We start from the raw sequence: 19095 nt of genomic DNA on the forward strand, positions 1-19095 counted from the left end.
CTTATGACGACCGCATCGCCCGCCGCATCCGCCCGGCTGCCGGCCTATGCCGAGCTTTATTGCGTGTCCAACTTCTCGTTCCTGCGCGGCGCCTCGCATCCCGAGGAGCTCGTGCATACGGCCGCGGCCCAGGGCTACGAAGCCTTGGCCATCACCGACGAATGCTCGCTGGCGGGCGTGGTGCGCGCCCATGCCGAGGTGCAGCGCCAGAACGAGGCGCGCCGCCAGCTGGCCGCCGAGCACGGGTTGGCGCCCGAGGCCGCGCCCGCCTTCAAGCTGCTGGTGGGCAGCGAGCTGCGCGTCACGCCCGAAGACGGCCAGCCGCCCTATGTGCTGGTGGCGCTGGCGCAAACCCGCCAGGGCTATGGCAACCTGGCCGAGCTCATCACCCTGGCGCGCAGCCGCAGCCCCAAGGGCCAGTATCTGCTGCGCCCCTCGGACTTTGCCGATCCGCCGCCCGCCCAGGCGCACCTGCGCGGCCTGCCCGGCTGCTTCGTACTGCTGTGCCCGGCCCTGGACGCGCCGCTGCCCACCCTGATGGCCCAGGCGGCCTGGACGGCCGCCACCTTCGGCACGCGCGCGCGCATGGGCCTGGTGCTGCTGAACCGTCCCGGCGAGGACCTGCACCGCAGCATCGTCGACCAGGCGGCGCGCCGCCACGGCATGCCGGTGGCCGCCGCCGGCCAGGTCGAGATGCACCAGCAGGCGCGCAAGCCGCTGCACGACACGCTGGCGGCCATCCGCCTGAAGCGGCCCGTGTCCGAATGCGGCTACGCGCTGGCGCCCAACGCCGAGCAGCACCTGCGCCTGCGCGCGCGCCTGGCCGCCGATTATCCGCCCGAGGCGCTGGCCGAGACCGTGCGCCTCGCGCGGGCCTGCCCGTTCTCGCTGGACGAGATCCGCTACCAGTACCCCCTGGAAATCGTGCCCGAAGGCCACACGCCGGCTTCCTACCTGCGCCAGGAAACGCTGGCCGGCGCCCGGCGGCGCTACCCGCAAGGCGTGCCCGCCAAGATCGCGGCGCAGATCGAGAAGGAACTCGAACTGATCGCCGGGCTCGAGTACGAAGCCTATTTTCTTACCGTCTACGACCTGGTCAAGTTTGCCCGCAGCCAGAATATCCTGTGCCAGGGCCGGGGCTCGGCGGCCAACTCCACGGTGTGCTTCTGCCTGGGCATCACCGAGGTCAACCCGGCCGAGATCGACACGCTGTTCGAACGCTTCATCAGCGCCTCGCGCAACGAGCCGCCGGACATCGACGTCGACTTCGAACACCAGCGCCGCGAAGAGGTCATCCAGTACGTCTACGAAAAATACGGCCGCGCGCGCGCCGCGCTGACCGCGGTGGTCATCTGCTACCGCCCGCGCAGCGTGCTGCGCGACACCGGCCGCGCCCTGGGCGTGGACGAGGCCATCATCGACGCGGTGGCCAAGCAGCATCAATGGTGGGACGGGCGCAAGGCGCTGATCCACACCATCGCCCGCCACGGCCTGGCGGCCGACTCGCTCACCGCCACGCTATGGGCCAAGCTGGCCGAGCAGCTGCTGGGCTTTCCGCGCCATCTCTCGCAACACCCCGGCGGCTTCGTGATCTCGCGCGGGCCGCTGAACCGCCTGGTGCCCATCGAGAACGCCGCCATGGACGGGCGCAGCGTGGTGCAGTGGGACAAGGACGATCTCGAATCGCTCAAGCTGATGAAGGTGGACGTGCTGGCGCTGGGCATGCTGACGGTGCTGCGGCGCGCGCTGGCCTGGATCGCCTGGCGGCGCGGCCGGCCTTTCGGGCTGCAGGACATTCCCGGCGAAGACCCGGCCACCTACGACATGATCTGCAAGGCCGACACCATCGGCGTGTTCCAGATCGAGTCGCGCGCGCAGATGACCATGCTGCCGCGCCTGCGTCCGGAAAAGTTCTACGACCTGGTGGTGCAGGTGGCCATCGTGCGGCCCGGGCCCATCCAGGGCGGCATGGTGCATCCCTATCTGCGCCGCCGCCACGGGCTGGAAGACCCCGACCCGCCCGGCGAGGAAATCCGCAAGGTGCTGGCGCGCACCAAGGGCGTGCCCATCTTCCAGGAGCAGGTGATGCAGATCGCCATCGAGGCGGCCGGTTTCACGCCCGACCAGGCCGACCAGCTGCGCCGCTCCATGGCGGCCTGGAAACGCAAGGGCGGCGTGGAAAAATTCCGGCAGAAGCTGATCGACGGCCTGCGGGGCAAGGGCTATGCGCAGGACTTCGCCGAAAGCCTGTTTCGCCAGATCGAAGGCTTTGGCGAATACGGGTTTCCCGAGAGCCACGCCGCCAGCTTCGCCAAGCTGGCGTATTCCAGCGCCTGGATCAAGCGCCACGAGCCCGAGGCTTTCCTGGCCGCCCTGCTCGACTCGCAGCCCATGGGCTTTTATGCGCCCTGGCAACTGGTGCAGGATGCCCAGCGCCATGCGCAGCTGCCGGTCAAGGTATGGGGCGTGGATGTCTGCCAAAGCGATGCGCCGTGCACCCTGCAGGCGGCCGGCCCGCGCCCGGCCGTGCGGCTGGGCCTGCAGACCGCCGGCCTGTCCGAGGAGGCGGCGCGGCGCATCGTGCAGGCGCGCCGCCAGGCCCCTTTCGCCGACACGGCCGACCTGGCGCGGCGCGCCGGTCTCACCGGCCGCGAACTGGACGCCCTGGCGGCCGCCGGCGCCCTGCGCAAGCTGGCCGGCCATCGGCGCCGGGCGCGCTGGGAGGCGGCCGGCGCCCTGCCCGAACGCGGGCTATTGCATGGGGCGAGCCGCCCCGAGGCCGGCACGCCCGCATTGCCGCCGCCCACCGAGATGCAGGACATCGCGGCCGACTACCGCAGCATGCGCCTGACGCTGGAGCGCCATCCGCTGGCGCTGCTGCGGCCTCGCCTGGCCGCCATGCGCTTTGCCACCGCCGCGCAGCTGCGGGACTATCCCGATGGCCGCATCGCGCGCGCCTGCGGCATCGTCACGGTGCGCCAGCGCCCGCCCACCGCCAAGGGCACGCTGTTCCTGACCATGGAAGACGAGACCGGGCCGGTGAACGTGGTCATCCGCACCGCGCTGCAGGAGCGCCAGCGGCGCGAGACCGTGGCCGCGCAATTGCTGGGGGTGTACGGCGTCTGGCAGACGCACAGCGGCGTGCGGCACCTGATCGCCGGGCGGCTGCTCGATTGCTCGCCGATGCTGGAAGAACTGGCGCCGCGCAGCCGGGACTTCCAGTGACGCGCCGTGGCGCTTGCCGCCGCCAGCCCTAGGGCGCGAACGGCGCCGGGTCGATGGCCGGCCGGCGCCCGGCCATCAGGTCCGCCAGCAGCGCCGCGCTGCCGCAGGCCAGCGTGAACCCCAAGGCGCCGTGCCCGGCGTTGATCCACACATTGTCCGCCGCGCGGCAAGCCCCGATCAAGGGCTTGCCGTGCGGCGTGGCCGGCCGCACCCCGGCCCATTGCAGCGCCTGGTCCAGGTCCAGGCGCGGAAAGACTTCGCGCACCTGGCGCTTGAGCAGCGCGATGCGGCGCGGATCGATCCGGCTGTCCTGCACGCCCATGTCCACCATCGCCGCGATGCGCAGCACATTGCCCAGGCGGGCATACACGATGCGGCGCTCGTAGTCGGTGACGCTGATGGCCGGCGCACCGGGCTCGTCCTGGGCCAGCGGCACGCTCAGGCTATAGCCCTTCAGGCCGTACAGTGGCAGGTTCTGGCCCAGCGGGCGCAGCAGGTCGCGGCTGCCCAGCCCCGTGGCCACCACATAGGCGTCGGCCTCGATGCCGCCTTCGCCGGTCTGGGCGCTCACGATGCGTCCGCCCAGGCGCTTGAGGCGCTGCACGGCGGTATTCATGCGCACCGTCGCGCCAGGCAGCGCGCGCAGACGCTCGAACAGCGCGCGCGTGAAAGCCATGCAGTCGCCCGATTCCTCGCCGGCCGTGTAGATGCCGCCTGCCAGCTGCGGCTCCAGCGCCGCCAGGGCGGGCTCGCGCGCCAGGCACTGCCGGGCATCGAGCACCTGCTGCCGCGCCCCATGGCCGGCCTGGTAGGCCACCAGCGCGCGGGCCTTCTCCAGCAGTCCCGGTGTGCGGTAGACGATCAGCTTGCCATTGCGCTGGTGGCCGAAAGCCAGCGGCTCGCGTTCGAGCAGCGCGTGCAGCGTGTCGCGGCTCAGGTAGGACAGCGTCAGCATCTGCGCGGTAGAGCGCTGCGAGGCCGACGCCGTGCAGGCCTGCACGAAACGCAAGGCCCAGCACCATTGCTGCGGATCCAGCCTGGGGGTAAAGCGCAGGGGCGAATCGGCCCGCAGCAGCCAGCCCGGCACGGCCGGCAGCACGCCCGGCCCGGCCAGCGGGGCGACATAGCTATAGCTGAGCTGGCCGCCATTGGCATAGCTGGCCACCTCGGCGGGCTGGGCGCGCGCATCGACCAGGGTGACGCAATGGCCTTCGCGGGCCAGGAAATACGCCGTCGTCACACCCACCACGCCGGCGCCGATCACGCATACATGCATGGGACGGACCTTTTCGGAAAGCAATGGCCATTGTCCCTGCTGCGCCGGGCCGGATCAATCGGCTCCGCGCGGGCCGCCCGCCCTCTCGAAGAGCGGGCGCCAAGCGCGGCGCAGCAGGCGCTGGCCTTCAGCCCAGCTTTTCCTTGAGCCGGCGCGAGACGGCCGACATGTCGGCGCGGCCGGCCAGCGCCGGCTTGATGATCGCCATGGCCTTGCCCATCAGGGCCGGGCCGCCGGCCCCCTCGCCGCGGGCTTGCGCAAGGGCCGCGTCGATGGCGGCCTCGATCTCTTGGCTGGTGGCCTGCTGGGGCAGGAATTCCTGCAGCACCTGCAATTCGGCCTTTTCGCTGGCCGCGGTTTCGAGCCGGCCAGCCTGCTCGAAGGCGGCAATGGATTCGCGGCGCTGCTTGGCCTGCTTTTCGATGATGGCGGTGACCTCGGCATCGTCCAGTTCGCGGCGCTCGTCCACTTCCTTTTGCTTGATGGCGGCCTGCAGCAGGCGCAGGGTGCCCAGCCTGTCGGTGGCCTTGGCGCGCATGGCCGCCTTCACGGCCTCGGAGATACGGAGCTTGAGCGAATCTGTGCTCATGGCGGAACCTTGTCCTTGCTTGGGGAAAAAACGTAATAGTACGGCCCTTGGGGCCGGCGAACCGGAGGCCGCGGGCCTTAGTCGCCGCCCGCGCGCAAGGGAATGATCTTGAAGGTTGCCGCCGCCTTGGCCACCAGCGTGCCGTCGGCGCGGCGCACCTCGCCCTCGCAGAAGGCCAGCGTCTTGCCGCGCCGCAGGCAGCGGGCCTCGATCAGCAGATCGCCCTGGCCCGGCTCCATGAAATGGGTGTTCATGTCGATGGTGGCCATGCCCACGTTCAGCGGATCGTGGCTGCGGCCGGCCGCGCTCAGCGTGAAGTCGAGCGCGCTCATCAGCGCGCCGCCATGCACGTCGCCGCGGCTGTTGCGCAGCGCCGCCGCATAAGGCAGGCGGGTGCGCACCAGGTCGGTTTCCAGGTGCTCGGGCTCCAGGCCGATCAGGTCCATGTAGGGGATGTCCAGGCCGAAATGGCCCGGCAAGCCAGCCGCCTGGCCGCTCATCGGGCGCCAGCCTGCTTGTCCGCCGGCACGCGCGGCATGTAGCTGCGGCAGGTCGGCACGCCGAACTCGATGGACTCGCGCAGCGCGGCCGCCGAATCGGCGTCGTACAGGCCCACGTTGAGCATGGTGATGCGCACCTGCGCACGGCCCGCGCCGGCTTCGCCGATCTCGGTGCGCGCCAGCACGCGGTTGGTCATCGGCGCGAACACCTCGACCCGCCCGCCGCCGCCCGGCTGCTCGGGCAGCACCCGCACGGCATTGTCGTTGCCCCCGCGCAGGCACTGCTGCATCTGCGCCTGCGCGCGCGCGAGGGCCTCCTGCGCGCCCACCGGCGCCTGGAACGCCTCTTCGAAGTTGCGCCTGCCGCCGTCATCGACACCGAGGGCGCAGCCGGCCAGCATCGCGGCGGCGGCGCCTGCCGCCAACATCTTGAACATCGGATTCTCCAGCACTAGATGCCGGTCATTATGCTACAGCCGGCGGCCCCTGCTACAGCCAGCGGGCGCGGATCCGCGCGGCCACGTCCACCTGGGCGCCGGCCGGCGCGCGCCCCTGCCCCGCCGGCGGCAAGGGCTCGGGCCGCGGCAGGGCCTCGAACAGATCGGCCATGGCCTCGGAAATGAAGCGGGTGCGGCTGCCGTAGACATGCCGATCGCCCATGCCGCCCTGCTGGGTGACATAGAAGCGCTGCGGGACCAGCACGTGCAGGCTGTCGCGGGCACGGGTCAGGGCAACGTAGAACAGGCGGCGCTCTTCCTCGATTTCTTCCTTGGTGCCGGTGGCCATGTCCGAGGGAATGCAGCCGTCCACGGCATTGAGCACGTAGACCGCCTTCCATTCCTGCCCCTTGGCCGAATGGATGGTGGACAGGATGAGATAGTCCTCGTCGCGCAGCGGCGGCCCCGATTCGGCGCTGGTGGCATCGGGCGGATCGAGGGTCAGTTCCGTCAGGAAACGCTCGCGCGAGGCGTAGCTGCCGGCCAGCCGCAGCAGCTGGTCCAGGTCGCCCTGGCGCACGCGCGCGTCGTCATGCAGCCGCTCCAGGTGCGGCTGGTACCAGCGCACGGCCAGCTCCAGTTCGGCCGGCCAGCCCGCCCGGCCCGAGGCCAATGCCTGGTAGGCCTGCACGAAACCGCGCCAGGCCTGCGCGTCGGCCTGCGGCGGCGGCGCGTGGCCGGCGATGGCCGCGACCGGATCGGCGGCCTGGCCCACGGCATCGAGCAGCCTGCCCGCGGTGGCCGGCCCCACCCCGGGCAGCAGTTGCGCCACCCGAAAGCCCGCCAGGCGGCTGCGCGGATTCTGCGCCCAGCGCAGCAGGGCCAGCACATCCTTGATGTGCGCCGCTTCCAGGAACTTGAGCCCGCCGAACTTCACGAACGGGATGTTGCGCCGGGCCAGTTCGAGTTCGAGCGCCGCGCTGTGGCTGGCGGCACGAAACAGCACCGCCTGCGAGGTCAGGCGCACGCCGTTCTCGCGATGCGCCAGCACGCGGTCGGCCACCCAGCGCGCCTGGCCCGCCTCGTCGCTGACCGAGACCAGCTGCGGCTTGGCGCTGGCCTGCCGGTCCGTCCACAGCGCCTTGGCATAGCGTTCGGCGGCCTGGGCGATGACGGCGTTGGATGCATCCAGGATGGGCTGGGTCGAGCGGTAGTTGCGCGTGAGCGTGACCACGCGCGCCGGCTGCGGGAACTGGCCGGGAAAATCCAGGATGTTGCGCACCGTGGCGGCGCGGAAGGAATAGATCGCCTGCGCGTCGTCGCCCACCACCGTCAGGCCCCGGCCATCGGGCTTGAGCGCCAGCAGGATGCGGGCCTGCAGCAGGTTGGTGTCCTGGTATTCGTCCACCAGCACATGGTCGAAGCGCGCGCCCATTTCCGCGGCCAGCCCGGCATCGCCCAGCATCTCGGCCCAATACAGCAGCAGGTCGTCGTAATCCAGCGCATGCTGGGCCTGCTTGGCCGCCACATAAGCCTGGAACAGGCCGCGCAACGCGTCTTCCCAGGCCGCGCACCAGGGAAAGGCCTGCGCCAGCACCTGCCCCAGCGGCGCCTGGCTGTTGACCGCGCGCGAATAGATCGACAGGCAGGTGCCCTTGAGCGGGAAGCGCGTCTCGGTGCTGGACAGGCCCCGTTCGTGCCTGACCATGCCCATGAGATCCTCGGCATCGCCGCGGTCATGGATGGTGAAGGTTTCCGGCAGGCCGATGCGCGGGGCGTACTCGCGCAGCAGCCGCGCGCCGATCCCGTGGAAGGTGCCCGCCCACGGCAGCGCGGGCGGCTGCGAGCCGGCAGGCAGGCCCAGCGCGCGCAGCAGCACCTGGCCCACCCGCCGCTCCATCTCCTGGGCGGCCCGGCGCGAGAAGGTCAGCATCAGGATGCGCTGCGGGTCGGCGCCGTGCAGCACGAGATTGGCCACCCGGTGCGCCAGCGTGCTGGTCTTGCCCGAGCCGGCGCCGGCAATGACCAGCAAGGCCCGGGCATCGGGCACGGCCTGCAGGCCGTGCCCGACGGCTTCGCGCTGCTCGGCGTTGAGGGTATCGAAAAGAGAAGAGTGGCGAACCGTATCCATGACGCCGAAACTATACTGTATATTCATACAGACCATGCATGCCATCCCCATACTCGTGGGCACCGCCTCCTGGACCGATCCGACCTTGCTGGCCTGCGGGCGCTTTTACCCGCCGCACGCCGCGCAGCACGCCCAGGCCCGCCTGGCCTACTACGCGACGCGGTTTCCCATGGTCGAGGTCGATGCCGGCTACTATGCCCTGTTCGACCCCATGACCGCTTACCGGTGGGCGCAGCGCACGCCCCCGGGCTTCGTCTTCAACGTCAAGGCGCATCGCCTGTTCACCGGGCACGGCGCGCCGCCGCAAGCCCTGCCGGCCGACCTGCGCCGCGAACTGCCCGCCCGCGTGCCAGGCACCCTCTATTACCGCCATTTGCCGCCGGACGTGCGCCGCGAGCTGTGGGCGCGCTTTCTGCTGGCCCTGGAGCCGCTGCGCCAGGCGGGCAAGCTGGGCGTGCTGCTGTTCCAGTTCGCGCCCTGGGTGCGCCCGGACGCCGCCGGGCGGGCCCATATCGCCCACTGCGTGGCCATGAGCCAGGGGCTGGACTGCGCCATCGAACTGCGGCGGCACGAGTGGCTGGCGGGCGCGCAGCAGGCCGCCACCCTGGCCTTCGAGCGCGAGCTGGGCGCGGCCCACGTGGTGGTGGACAGTCCCCAAGGCTTCGAGAACACCGTGGCGCCGGTCTGGCAGGCTACCCGGGACGACCTGGCCGTGGTGCGCCTGCATGGCCGCAATGCGGCCAACTGGAACGCGCCGGCCAGCGGCGCGTCCTCGGGCCGGTTCCGCTATGAATACAGCGAGCAGGAACTGGCCGAGCTGGCCCGGCGCGCCGGCCAATTGGCGGACCGGCTGCGCGCGGGCAAGCTGCATGTGGTGCTCAACACCAACTACCGCGACCAGGGCGTGCGCAACGCCAGCGGCTTCATGCAGGCGCTGGCCGCCCTGCCGCGCTAGGCCCGGCGGCCCTCAATGGTGGCGCGCGTCGTCGGCCAGCTCGCCGATCAGCGCCATGACGTGCTCGGCCGCCGCCCTGGGCGATTGGCTGACGAAGGTAGGGTCTTCCAAGGGCGGCCAGCCGGGCAGAAGCGCCCGCCCGATATAGCCGCCTTCTACCGGCGCGGTCTGGATATCGGCCTGCCCTTCTTCCATTTCGACCCTTGCGGCCAGTGTCCAGTCGATCATGGCGATTCCTCCTGCGCGAGTACACGAAGTACGGAAATTCCAGTGTAGGAACCTTCCTTGCGGCAAAGGTCTCAGAGGGTTACCGATGGCGTGGGAATGTCCGTCCCGGTCGGGACGCGCCCGGTTTCGATTCCCTGCACCCGGCGCCTGCCCCGTGGCACACTGCTGCGCAGGCCCTTGGACGACCCGCCCCGCACCGATGCCACCGATGCAAATTCTTCTGAACCTGGAATCGCCGCAACAGCCCGATGTGCGGCAACTGCTGCAACGCTCGACCGACTACCTGATGGCGCTGTATCCGCCCGAAAGCTGCATCCTGGCCGACGAGCCGGCCCTGCTGGCCCCCGGCGCCCGCTTCTGGGTGGCGCGCCAGGGCGCGCGGCCGGTAGGCTGCTGCGCCCTGCTGCCTTTGCAGCCGGGCCGGGCCGAGATCAAGCGGCTATACGTGGACGAGCCGGCGCGCGGCGCCGGGCTGGGCAGCCGCCTGCTGCTGGCGCTGGAGCGGCAGGCCGCGCGCGACGGCGTGGCCACCGTGCTGCTGGAGACCGGCGTGCGCCAGCCCGAGGCGCTGGGCCTTTACCGCAAGCACGGCTACGTCGAACGCGGGCCTTACGGCCCCTATCGGCCCGACCCCTTGAGCATCTTCATGGAAAAACGACTGGCGGACCCGGCATGAACCGATACCAGCCCTTTGGCGCGCCCCATGCCCGCCCCGGCCTGCGCCTGGCCGGCCTGCACGAAGGCGCGCGCCGGCTCCGGCGCACCCTGCCGCGCGGGCTGGCCTGCCTGCTGCTGGCGCTGTCCGCGGGCCAGGCCGCCGCCTTGCAAGTCCTGCACACCGAGGCTTCCAGCTTCTCGCCCGTGGTCGTCTACGAAGCCGGCGGCGAGCGCTGCCTGACCTTCGAGAACGCGCAGAACCTGGGCCGCCAGAGCTGCCAGGCCACCGATGGCTCGCCGCGCATGGTGCTGAACTACACGCGCATGATGATGAGCGCGCTGGCGGTGCAGCCCGAACCGGGCCGCATCCTGGTGATCGGCCTGGGCGGGGGCACGCTGCCCATGGCGCTGGCCGCGCTGCTGCCGCAGGCCAGCATAGACACCGTGGAAATCGATCCGGCGGTCACCCGGGTGGCGCGCCAGTACTTTGGCTTCCAGACCTCCGAGCGTGTGCGGGTGCACGAAGCCGACGGCCGCGCCTTCGTCGAGCAGGCCGTGCGCGACGGGCGGCAATACGACCTGATCCTGCTCGATGCCTTCGACTACAACTACATCCCGCGCCACCTGACCACCGTCGAGTTCCTGTCGCAGGCCAAGGCCTTGCTGGCGCCGGCCGGCGTGCTGGCGGCCAACACCTTTTCCAGCAGCGGCCTGTACGACCGCGAATCGGCCACCTACGCCAGCGTGTTCGGCCCCTACTTCAACGCCCGCTCCAACAACCGCGTGATCTTCGCGGTCAACGGCCCGCTGCCCGAGGACGCCGCCTTGCAGCGCAATGCGCGGCGCTGGGCGCCGCGGCTGGCGCCCTACGGCGTGGACCTGGAACGCGAGCTGCAGCGCTACACGCGCGAGGTGCGCTGGCCGCCCGGCACGGCCCTGCTGCGCGACGGCGATGCGCACGCGCCGGCCAACGCCGCGGCCCACGGGCAGGACCGGCCATGAACATCACGCACCTGGAGCACGTGCTGTACGCGCTGGCCATGCAGGCCGCTTTCATCCTGGCCCTGCGCCGCCGCGCGCCGGGCCACTGGCTGGGCGCGACCTTCGCCATCGGCTGGTTCTTCTCGCGCGAGCACACCCAGCGCGAATACAAGCTTTTTGTGTTCGGCCAGTCGCGCGAGCACATCCGGCCCTGGGACGGCCTGCTGGGCTGGTCCTTCGACAAATGGGCCGACGCGCTGTGCCCCACGCTGGCGGTGATCGCGGTGGCGCTCTGGATCGATTGGCGGCGCCGGCAGCGCATGCGCCGCTGAGCACCTTGCCCGGCGCGCGACTTGCCGCTATCCTGTGGCGGTCGATACATAGCCGCGCAGAAGAGTCCAGCCCGCGGGCTGGCGCCGACGGAGCAACCGCCCCGGAAACTCTCAGGCCACAGGACTGCGCGAAGCTGGACGATCTGGAGAGAGGCGCCGTGCGCGCCCACCGAAGGGGAAGCCGCCGGCCACTGGCCGCGCGGCGCAAGCTCTCAGGTACCGGGACAGATGGGGCGCAATGGCCATCGGGCCTTTGCCACCCATGCCTCCTGGAGCGACCATGCCCCGTATCGCCGTATTGGGCGCCGGCATCACCGGCGTCACCACCGCTTATCTGCTCAATCAAGCCGGCCACGACGTCACCGTCGTCGACCGCCAGCTCTACCCCGCCATGGACACCTCCTACGCCAATGGCGGGCAGCTTTCGGCCAGCAACGCCGAAGTCTGGAACCAGGTATCCACCCTGGCCAAGGGGCTGCGCTGGATGTTCCAGCGGGATGCCCCGCTGCTGCTCAACCCCCTGCCCTCGTGGCACAAATATGCCTGGCTGGGCGAATTCCTGTGGGCCGTGCGCAAGTACCGCAGCAACACGATAGCCACGACCCGCATGGCCATCGAGGCGCGCCAGCACCTGTACGCCATGGCCGAAAGCGAAGGCATAGACTTCGACCTGCAGCAACGCGGCATCCTGCACTTCTATCACGACAAGGCCGGCTTCGAGGCCGCCGCCCGCGGCAACGCGCTGCTGCGCGAAGGCGGCCTGCAACGCCATGCCGTCACTGCCGAGGAAATCCGCCGGATCGAGCCGACCCTGCAAGGCCGCTATTACGGCGGCTACTACACGCCCTCGGACGCCACGGGCGACATCCACAAGTTCACCCGCGGCCTGGCGCGGGCCTGCGAGCGGCATGGGGTGCGCTTCATGCACGGCCGCGAAATCATGGGCCTGGATTTCGGCGGCCCAGGCGTGCAGGCGCGCCTGGCGCCGCTCGATGCCGGCACCGGCCGGCTCCTGGACGAACAGGAAACCTTGCAGGCCGACGCCGTGGTCATCTGCGCCGGCGTGGGCAGCCGCCGCCTGGCCGCCATGGCGGGCGACCGGCTGAACGTCTATCCGGTCAAGGGCTACTCCATCACCGTGCACCTGGACGACGAGGCCAGCGTCCAGGGCGCGCCCTGGACCAGCCTGCTGGACGAGCGCGCCAAGATCGTTACCTCGCGCCTGGGCCGCGAGCGCTTTCGCGTGGCGGGCACGGCCGAGTTCAACGGCGAGAACCGCGACATCCGCGCCGACCGCATCGCGCCGCTGCTGCGCTGGACCCGCGCCAACTTCCGCATGGACACCTCGCGCGTGGTGCCCTGGGCGGGGCTGCGCCCGATGATGCCGGACATGATGCCGCGCGTGCAGCGCGGCAAGCGCCGCGGCGTCTACTACAACACCGGCCACGGGCACCTGGGCTGGACCTTGTCGGCGGCCACGGCCGCCGGCCTGGCCGGCTTGCTGCAAGCCGACCTGGCGCCCAAGCTGTAACGCTTTGCTGGCCCCCGCCCCGCGTCGGCGGGGCGGCGCCTGCCAGCGCGCGACAGGGCTTTTCAAGTGCCAATCATTTGAAGCGTTTTCGCGCCGCCGGCGCGGTAGGCTGAAGCCTCTACGGATAGGAGGAATCATGAAAACGTTTCGCCCCACCCGCCTGGCCATGATGCTGTCCATGTCCACGCTCCTGGCCATGGGCGCGGCCCATGCCGCCCAGCAGATCGACGACGACGACCGCGAGTTCCTGGAAAAGGCCGCCCTGTCGGGACAGCTGGAGATCGAAGCCAGCAAGCTGGCGCAGCAGCGCGCCACCCATCCCGAGGTCAAGCAATTCGCCGATATGATGGTCCAGGACCACACGGCCATGGACAAGTCCCTCAAGGAGCTGGCCTCGCGCAAGGGCGTGGAGCTGCCGGCCGAGATCCATAAGGACGTGCAGGACAAACTGGACGACCTGGCCGACGAGAAGCCCGGCAAGGACTTCGACGAGGAATACGCCGAGAAGATCGCTGTGGACGCGCACGAGGACGCCGTGGAGCTTTTCGAGGATGCCTCCAAGGATGCCAAGGACGAAGAAATCAAGGCCTTCGCCGCGCAGGGCCTGCCCAAGCTGCAGACCCACCTGGAGCAAGGCAAGGCGCTGAAGAAGACCGTGGACGACCACGACTACGACTCGCGCGCGGCGGCCGCCAACCCGCCCGCCTCGGCTGGCACGTCGAACAATGCGCCGGGCGCCGGCCCCACCTCGCCCGCCGAGCCGGCCATGCCCGCCAGCAACGACGGCACGCCCTCGACCAACCCCACCGAGCCGACCTCCACCTCGACGGGGCCGCGCTAAACGAGATCGGGCGCGGCCAGCAATGCCGCGTCCGCAACGCGGACACCGTGGGCTCTTCATCGTAAACGGGGGACGCCCAGAAAGGACAAAGGGTTAGCAGCCTAAAGCTGCTAACCCTTTGTTTGTACTGGTCGGAGCGGCGGGATTCGAACTCGCGACCCCTTGCACCCCATGCAAGTGCGCTACCAGGCTGCGCTACGCTCCGAAAGAAAAAGATTATAGCACGGTTTTTACCGCGTGCCGGACCGGACGGCCGTTTTTATACGCGCACGGCCGCCAGCGCCTCGCGCAGGATTTCCGAGGCGCCCGTCAGCTCGGCGCGCAGGGCCTGCAGCTCTTGCGCGCTCAGGCGCACGGCCGCGTCCTGGTCGTAGGCCGCGTCGCGCCCGCCGTCGCTGAGCCGGTTGCGCGCGCCGCTGATGGTAAAGCCCTGCTCGTACAGCAGCGAACGGATGCGGCGGATGAGCAGCACCTCGTGATGCTGGTAGTAGCGGCGGTTGCCGCGCCGCTTGACCGGCTTGAGCTGGGTGAATTCCTGCTCCCAGTAACGCAGCACGTGGGGCTTGACGCCGCACAATTCGCTCACCTCGCCGATGGTGAAATAGCGTTTGGCAGGAATGGACGGCAGGACGACGGGAGATTCGGGTCGAGTCATTGGTGGATTTTATGCCGCGAGGCCCGGGTATGCAGGGATGACAAAAGCCAACAAAGCGTATCAGGCCTCGGACTTGCCCGGCGCCTGCTCGCCACTTTCCGGCGCACTGGCCGGCGCCGGCATGCCGGTCTGCTCGACGGTGCTCTTGAGCTTCTGGCTGGCGTGAAACGTTACCACGCGACGCGCCGCGATAGGAATGGTTTCGCCCGTCTTGGGATTGCGGCCCGGGCGCGGGGGCTTGTTGCGCACCTGGAAATTGCCGAACCCCGAGAGCTTGACCGTGTCGCCCTTGACCAGGGCATCGCGGATCTCCTCGAAAAAGGTGTCGACGATGTCCTTGGCCTCGCGCTTGTTCAGCCCTACCCGCTCGAACAGCAGTTCGGCCAGTTCGGCCTTGGTCAAGGTGGTGCGGTTATCGGCGAGCGTCGTCATGGCGGTCTCCTGTCCAGTCAGCTTGTTCGGTCGGCGTTCAGGGATGCGGTCAGGCACGCAAGCGCACGCCGTGGCGCTCGGCCAGGGCCGCACGGATGCGCGCCATGCAGTCGTCCACCCGCGCATCATCGAGCGTGACCTCGGGATCCTGCAGCCAGAAGCGCAGCGCCAGGCTGCGTTCGGCCCCCGGGCCGGCGGCCGGATCGCGCCAGACGTCGAACAGCCGCGCATCCTGCAGCACCGACAAGGCAGGGTCATTGTGAGCCGTCCGGGCGACCGTGTCGAGCAGGTCCTGGGCCTGCACCCGGGCCGGCGCCCAGACCGCCAGGTCGCGCACCACCACGGGCTGGCGCGACAGCTCGCGCGCCTCGGGCACCGGCGTGGGCAGCACGGCATCGAGCGACAGCTCGAACAGCACCGGGGTATGGGCCAGCCCGGCCTGCTGCACCCAGCGCGGATGCAGCTCGCCGATCCAGCCCGCCGGCGCGCCTTGCACGTCGATGCGGGCCGAACGCCCGGGATGCAGGGCGGGATGGGCGTCGGCCACGAAGCGCACGGCCGGCAGGCGCGCGCCGAACAGCAGCTCGACGTCGCGCTTGACGTCGTAGAAGTCCACCTGGCGGCTGGGCAGGCCCCATTGCTCGTCGGCGGCAAAGCCCCAGGCCGCGCCGGCCACGCGCAGCGGCTGGTGCACGCCGCCCACTTCCAGGTCGCCGGCCTGGATGCGCGCGTCGCGCGCGAATACGCGGCCCAGCTCGAACACCCTGACGCGGCTTTGCTTGCGGTTGGCGTTGTGCACGATGTTGGCCACCAGCCCGCCGAGCAGGCTGCTGCGCATCACGGCCAGGTGGCTGGCGATGGGATTGAGCAGGCGGATCGGCTGCTCGTTGCCGGCGTAGTCGCGCTCCCATTCGGCCTGCACGAAGCTGAAATTGATGACCTCCTGGTAGTCCATAGCGGCCAGGGCGCGGCGTACCGCGTGCGGGCCGCGCTCGTGCTCGGGCTGGGCCAGCATCTTGGCCCGCGCCAGCGGCGGCAGGTCGGGAATATTGTCAAAGCCGTGGATGCGCGCCACTTCCTCGATCAGGTCTTCCTCGATCTGCAGGTCGAAACGGTACGAGGGCGGCGTCACCACGAAATCCTCGCCTTCCTGCGCGAAAGGCAGGCCCAGGCGGGTGAAGACGGCGGCGATCTCGCTGCCCGGGATGGCCACGCCCAGCACCCGGCGGCAGCGCGCCGCGCGCAGGCGTACCGGCGCCCGTTCGGGCAGGCGCAGCACCTGGTCGTCCACGGGGCCGGCCTGGCCGCCGCAGATCTCCAGGATCAGCGCCGTGATGTAGTCCAGGTGCTCGGCAATGCTGGCATAGTCCACCCCGCGCTCGAAGCGGTGGCTGGCCTCGGAGCTGAACCGGTAGCGGCGCGCCCGGCCGGCGATCGCCTCGGGCCACCAGAAGGCCGCCTCGACGTAGATGTTGCGGGTATCGAGCGAGACCGCGGTCGCTTCGCCGCCCATGATGCCGGCCAGGCTCTCGACCTGCTCGCCTGCCGCCACCACGCCGACCGTCCCGTCCAGGTCGACGCGCTGGCCGTTGAGCAGCACCAGCGACTCGCCCGGCCGCGCCCAGCGCACGGTCAGGCCATCGGCAGGCAGCTTGTCCAGGTCGAACACATGCGAGGGGCGGCCCAGTTCGAGCATGACGTAGTTGGAAATATCGACCAGGGCCGAGATGCTGCGCTGGCCGGCGCGCTCCAGGCGCTGCTTCATCCAGGCGGGCGTTTGCGCCCGGGCATCGACACCGCGGATGACGCGCCCGGCAAAACGTCCGCACAGCTCCGGCGCCTGCACCTGCACCGCCAGCCGGTCCTCGATCTGCACCGGCACCGGGCGCGCGGACGGCGGCTTGAGCGGCGCGCCGGTCAGCGCGGCCACTTCGCGCGCCACGCCCAGGATGGACAGGCAGTCGGCGCGGTTGGGCGTGAGCTTGAGCGTATAGAGGGTGTCGTCCAGCGCCAGCGCCTCGCGCAGCGGCTGGCCCACGGGCGCGTCGGCCGCCAGCTCCAGCAGGCCGGCATGGTCTTGCGAGAGCCCCAGCTCGCGGGCCGAGCACAGCATGCCGAAGGACTGCACGCCGCGCATCCTGGCCACGCCGATCTGCATGCCGCCGGGCAGCTGCGCCCCCACGCGCGCCAGCGGCACCTTCAGGCCCGCCGCCGCGTTGGGCGCGCCGCAGACGATCTGCAGCGGCTCGCCCGAACCGTCGTCCACCTTGCACACGCGCAGCTTGTCGGCATCCGGATGCGGCGCGATCTCGACGATATGCGCCACCACCACGCCCGAGAAAGGCGGGGCCGCGGGCACGGCGTCCTCGACTTCCAGGCCGGCCATCGTCAGGCGATGGCCCAGTTCTTCGGACGAGATGGCCGGATCGACCAGCGCGCGCAGCCAGGATTCAGGAAATTGCATGATCAGCCGTCCGGATTAATCGTTGAATTGACGCAGGAAGCGCAGGTCGCCCTCGAAGAACTGGCGCAGGTCGTTCACGCCGTAGCGCAGCATGGTCAGGCGCTCCAGGCCCGAGCCGAAGGCAAAGCCGATGTAGCGCTCTGGATCCAGACCGAAGTTGGTCACGACCTGGGGATGGACCTGGCCGGCGCCGGAAATCTCCAGCCACCGCCCCTTGTTGGGGCCGGACATGAAGCGCATGTCGATCTCGGCCGAGGGCTCGGTAAAGGGAAAGAACGAGGGGCGAAAGCGCAGCTCCAGGTCGTCGGTCTCGAAGAAGCAGCGCAGGAAATCGGTATAGACGCCCTTGAGATCGGCAAAGGAGATGTCCTCGGCGATCCACAGGCCCTCCACCTGGTGGAACATGGGCGAATGCGTGGCGTCGCTGTCCACCCGGTAGGTACGGCCCGGGGCGATCACCTTGATGGGCGGCTCGTGCATGCGGGCATAGCGCACCTGCATGGGGCTGGTGTGCGTGCGCAGCAGCAACGGCAGGCCCCGGGCGTCGTCCATGTCGACGTAGAAGGTGTCCTGCATGGAGCGCGCCGGATGGTTCTCGGGATTGTTCAGCGCCGTGAAGTTGGTCCAGTCGTCCTCGATCTCGGGGCCGTCGGCCACATCGAAACCGATGGAGCGGAAGATCTGCTCGACCCGCTGCCAGGTGCGGATCACCGGATGGATGCCGCCCTGGCCGCGTCCGCGTCCGGGCAGGGTGACGTCGATGGTCTCGGCCGCCAGGCGGGCATCGAGCTCGGCCTGCGCCAGCGCCGCGCGCCGGGCGTTGAGCAGCGCCTCGATGCGCTGCTTGGCCTCGTTGATGCGGGCGCCCTCCTCGCGCTTTTGCTCGGCAGGCAGCTGCGCCAGGCCCTTGAGCAGGCCGGTCAGCGCACCCTGCTTGCCCAGGAAACGGGCCTTGGCGTTTTCGAGCGAGGCGGCGTCGGGCGCCTGGGCAAACTGCGCCTGTGCCTGGGAGACCAGGTCTTCGACCATCGATGTCATGGATAGAACCTCAAAAGCAAACGGGACCATGACGGCCCCGTTTGCGGTGTTGCACGTGTATCGATCGCGCAGCGTCGTCGGCGATCAGGCGGCCAAGGCGGACTTGGCTTGTTGGACCACGGCGGCGAAACCGGCCTTGTCGTGCACGGCCATGTCGGCCAGCACCTTGCGGTCCAGCTCGATGGCCGCCTTCTTCAGGCCGGCGATGAACGCGCTGTAGGTCACGCCATGCTCACGCACGGCGGCGTTGATACGGGTGATCCACAGGGCGCGGAAGGTGCGCTTCTTGTTGCGGCGATCGCGATAGGCGTATTGCCCGGCGCGCATGACCGCCTGCTTGGCGACGCGGAACACATTGCCGCGGCGGCCGCGGTAGCCCTTGGCTGCGGCAATGACTTTCTTGTGACGGGCACGTGCCGTTACACCACGTTTGACGCGAGGCATGTTCTATCTCCTGTCAGGCGAAAGGCATCATGGCGCGAACCGACGCCACGTTGGTTTCGTGGACCGCGGCCGAACCGCGCAGCTGGCGCTTGTTCTTGGTGGTCTTCTTGGTCAGGATGTGGCGCTTGAACGCCTGACCCCGCTTGATCGATCCGCTGCCGCGGACCTTGAAGCGCTTGGCAGCGCTTTTTTTGGTCTTCATCTTGGGCATGACGACTTCCTGGTTAAGCAAGAGGTGCCCGAAGCGCTCATCGCCCCGGATCTTAGCTATTACCTGCTCGCTTTTTGCTTTTTTTCGGGCTTTTTGAAGGCCTTGGACTGGCGCGGCCAGCACTGCCCGCCTGCCGCCGCTCTCGCGCACGCAGGCCTTTGCAGCGCC

The 19095-nt window shown here is 69.8% G+C and carries 19 protein-coding genes, 1 tRNA gene and 2 riboswitches; of the genes, 7 read left to right on the plus strand and 13 right to left on the minus strand.

Annotated features, from left to right (window positions below; translation table 11 throughout):
* Window positions 1-3: 3 nt before the first annotated feature.
* Complete coding sequence (locus V8Z80_RS01245; RefSeq protein WP_336060761.1) at window positions 4-3225, plus strand: error-prone DNA polymerase; 3222 nt, start codon at window positions 4-6, stop codon at window positions 3223-3225.
* A 28-nt stretch (window positions 3226-3253) separates the two neighbouring features.
* On the opposite strand, the gene V8Z80_RS01250 is transcribed toward V8Z80_RS01245, so the two are convergent.
* From V8Z80_RS01250 to V8Z80_RS01270, 5 genes are all read right to left on the minus strand, one after another.
* Window positions 3254-4501 carry a D-amino acid dehydrogenase gene (locus tag V8Z80_RS01250; protein ID WP_336060763.1) on the minus strand — a complete coding sequence of 416 codons (1248 nt, stop codon included), beginning with the start codon at window positions 4499-4501 and terminating at the stop codon, window positions 3254-3256.
* A 127-nt stretch (window positions 4502-4628) separates the two neighbouring features.
* Window positions 4629-5090: a GatB/YqeY domain-containing protein gene (locus V8Z80_RS01255; RefSeq protein WP_155192393.1), complete on the minus strand. Its 462-nt coding sequence runs from the start codon at window positions 5088-5090 to the stop codon at window positions 4629-4631.
* A gap of 77 nt (window positions 5091-5167) precedes the next feature.
* Window positions 5168-5590 carry a PaaI family thioesterase gene (locus tag V8Z80_RS01260; protein WP_155192395.1) on the minus strand — a complete coding sequence of 141 codons (423 nt, stop codon included), beginning with the start codon at window positions 5588-5590 and terminating at the stop codon, window positions 5168-5170.
* Window positions 5587-6027, minus strand: a complete 441-nt coding sequence (locus V8Z80_RS01265; RefSeq protein ID WP_336060764.1) for a BPTD_2524 family lipoprotein — start codon at window positions 6025-6027, stop codon at window positions 5587-5589. The genes V8Z80_RS01260 and V8Z80_RS01265 overlap by 4 nt, the downstream gene beginning before the upstream one ends.
* 52 nt (window positions 6028-6079) lie before the next feature.
* Window positions 6080-8158: an ATP-dependent helicase gene (locus V8Z80_RS01270; RefSeq protein WP_336060765.1), complete on the minus strand. Its 2079-nt coding sequence runs from the start codon at window positions 8156-8158 to the stop codon at window positions 6080-6082.
* Here V8Z80_RS01270 and V8Z80_RS01275 point away from each other — a divergent pair.
* Complete coding sequence (locus tag V8Z80_RS01275) at window positions 8157-9113, plus strand: DUF72 domain-containing protein (RefSeq protein ID WP_336060766.1); 957 nt, start codon at window positions 8157-8159, stop codon at window positions 9111-9113. The two genes, V8Z80_RS01270 and V8Z80_RS01275, sit on opposite strands and share 2 nt — an antisense overlap.
* A gap of 12 nt (window positions 9114-9125) precedes the next feature.
* Here the strand turns inward: V8Z80_RS01275 and V8Z80_RS01280 are convergent, their stop codons facing one another.
* Window positions 9126-9341, minus strand: coding sequence for a hypothetical protein (locus V8Z80_RS01280; RefSeq protein WP_155192403.1), 216 nt, complete (start codon window positions 9339-9341; stop codon window positions 9126-9128).
* A 208-nt stretch (window positions 9342-9549) separates the two neighbouring features.
* On the opposite strand from V8Z80_RS01280, the gene V8Z80_RS01285 reads away from it, so the two are divergent.
* From V8Z80_RS01285 to V8Z80_RS01305, 5 genes are all read left to right on the plus strand, one after another.
* Window positions 9550-10017, plus strand: coding sequence for a GNAT family N-acetyltransferase (locus V8Z80_RS01285; protein WP_155192404.1), 468 nt, complete (start codon window positions 9550-9552; stop codon window positions 10015-10017).
* Window positions 10014-11000: a spermidine synthase gene (locus tag V8Z80_RS01290; RefSeq protein ID WP_336060767.1), complete on the plus strand. Its 987-nt coding sequence runs from the start codon at window positions 10014-10016 to the stop codon at window positions 10998-11000. The genes V8Z80_RS01285 and V8Z80_RS01290 overlap by 4 nt, the downstream gene beginning before the upstream one ends.
* The gene (locus V8Z80_RS01295; RefSeq protein WP_155192408.1) at window positions 10997-11311 is read left to right on the plus strand and encodes a hypothetical protein; all 315 of its coding nucleotides are present in this window, start codon (window positions 10997-10999) and stop codon (window positions 11309-11311) included. The genes V8Z80_RS01290 and V8Z80_RS01295 overlap by 4 nt, the downstream gene beginning before the upstream one ends.
* Window positions 11312-11358: 47 nt before the next feature.
* A riboswitch (glycine riboswitch) is annotated at window positions 11359-11448 on the plus strand.
* Between the two features lie 4 nt (window positions 11449-11452).
* Window positions 11453-11541: riboswitch (glycine riboswitch) on the plus strand.
* Window positions 11542-11591: 50 nt separating this feature from the next.
* Window positions 11592-12842: a D-amino acid dehydrogenase gene (locus V8Z80_RS01300; RefSeq protein WP_155192410.1), complete on the plus strand. Its 1251-nt coding sequence runs from the start codon at window positions 11592-11594 to the stop codon at window positions 12840-12842.
* Between the two features lie 136 nt (window positions 12843-12978).
* Window positions 12979-13683, plus strand: a complete 705-nt coding sequence (locus tag V8Z80_RS01305; protein ID WP_336060768.1) for a DUF4142 domain-containing protein — start codon at window positions 12979-12981, stop codon at window positions 13681-13683.
* Window positions 13684-13811: 128 nt separating this feature from the next.
* Here V8Z80_RS01305 and V8Z80_RS01310 read toward each other — a convergent pair.
* The 7 genes from V8Z80_RS01310 to rpmI form a co-directional block, all read right to left on the minus strand.
* A tRNA-Pro gene (locus tag V8Z80_RS01310) sits at window positions 13812-13888 on the minus strand.
* Window positions 13889-13942: 54 nt separating this feature from the next.
* The gene (locus V8Z80_RS01315) at window positions 13943-14338 is read right to left on the minus strand and encodes a MerR family transcriptional regulator (protein ID WP_155192417.1); all 396 of its coding nucleotides are present in this window, start codon (window positions 14336-14338) and stop codon (window positions 13943-13945) included.
* A gap of 60 nt (window positions 14339-14398) precedes the next feature.
* Window positions 14399-14770 carry an integration host factor subunit alpha gene (locus V8Z80_RS01320; protein ID WP_155192419.1) on the minus strand — a complete coding sequence of 124 codons (372 nt, stop codon included), beginning with the start codon at window positions 14768-14770 and terminating at the stop codon, window positions 14399-14401.
* A gap of 49 nt (window positions 14771-14819) precedes the next feature.
* Window positions 14820-17234 carry a phenylalanine--tRNA ligase subunit beta gene (gene pheT, locus V8Z80_RS01325; protein ID WP_336060769.1) on the minus strand — a complete coding sequence of 805 codons (2415 nt, stop codon included), beginning with the start codon at window positions 17232-17234 and terminating at the stop codon, window positions 14820-14822.
* Window positions 17235-17249: 15 nt separating this feature from the next.
* Window positions 17250-18272, minus strand: a complete 1023-nt coding sequence (gene pheS, locus V8Z80_RS01330) for a phenylalanine--tRNA ligase subunit alpha (protein ID WP_155192423.1) — start codon at window positions 18270-18272, stop codon at window positions 17250-17252.
* A gap of 84 nt (window positions 18273-18356) precedes the next feature.
* Window positions 18357-18716 (minus strand): 50S ribosomal protein L20, encoded by a 360-nt coding sequence (rplT, locus tag V8Z80_RS01335; protein WP_155192425.1) that lies wholly within the window; start codon window positions 18714-18716, stop codon window positions 18357-18359.
* A gap of 13 nt (window positions 18717-18729) precedes the next feature.
* The gene (gene rpmI / locus V8Z80_RS01340; protein WP_155192578.1) at window positions 18730-18927 is read right to left on the minus strand and encodes a 50S ribosomal protein L35; all 198 of its coding nucleotides are present in this window, start codon (window positions 18925-18927) and stop codon (window positions 18730-18732) included.
* Window positions 18928-19095: the final 168 nt, after the last annotated feature.

The sequence above is a fragment of the Orrella sp. JC864 genome (assembly GCF_037026685.1).
Lineage (GTDB): Bacteria > Pseudomonadota > Gammaproteobacteria > Burkholderiales > Burkholderiaceae_B > Orrella.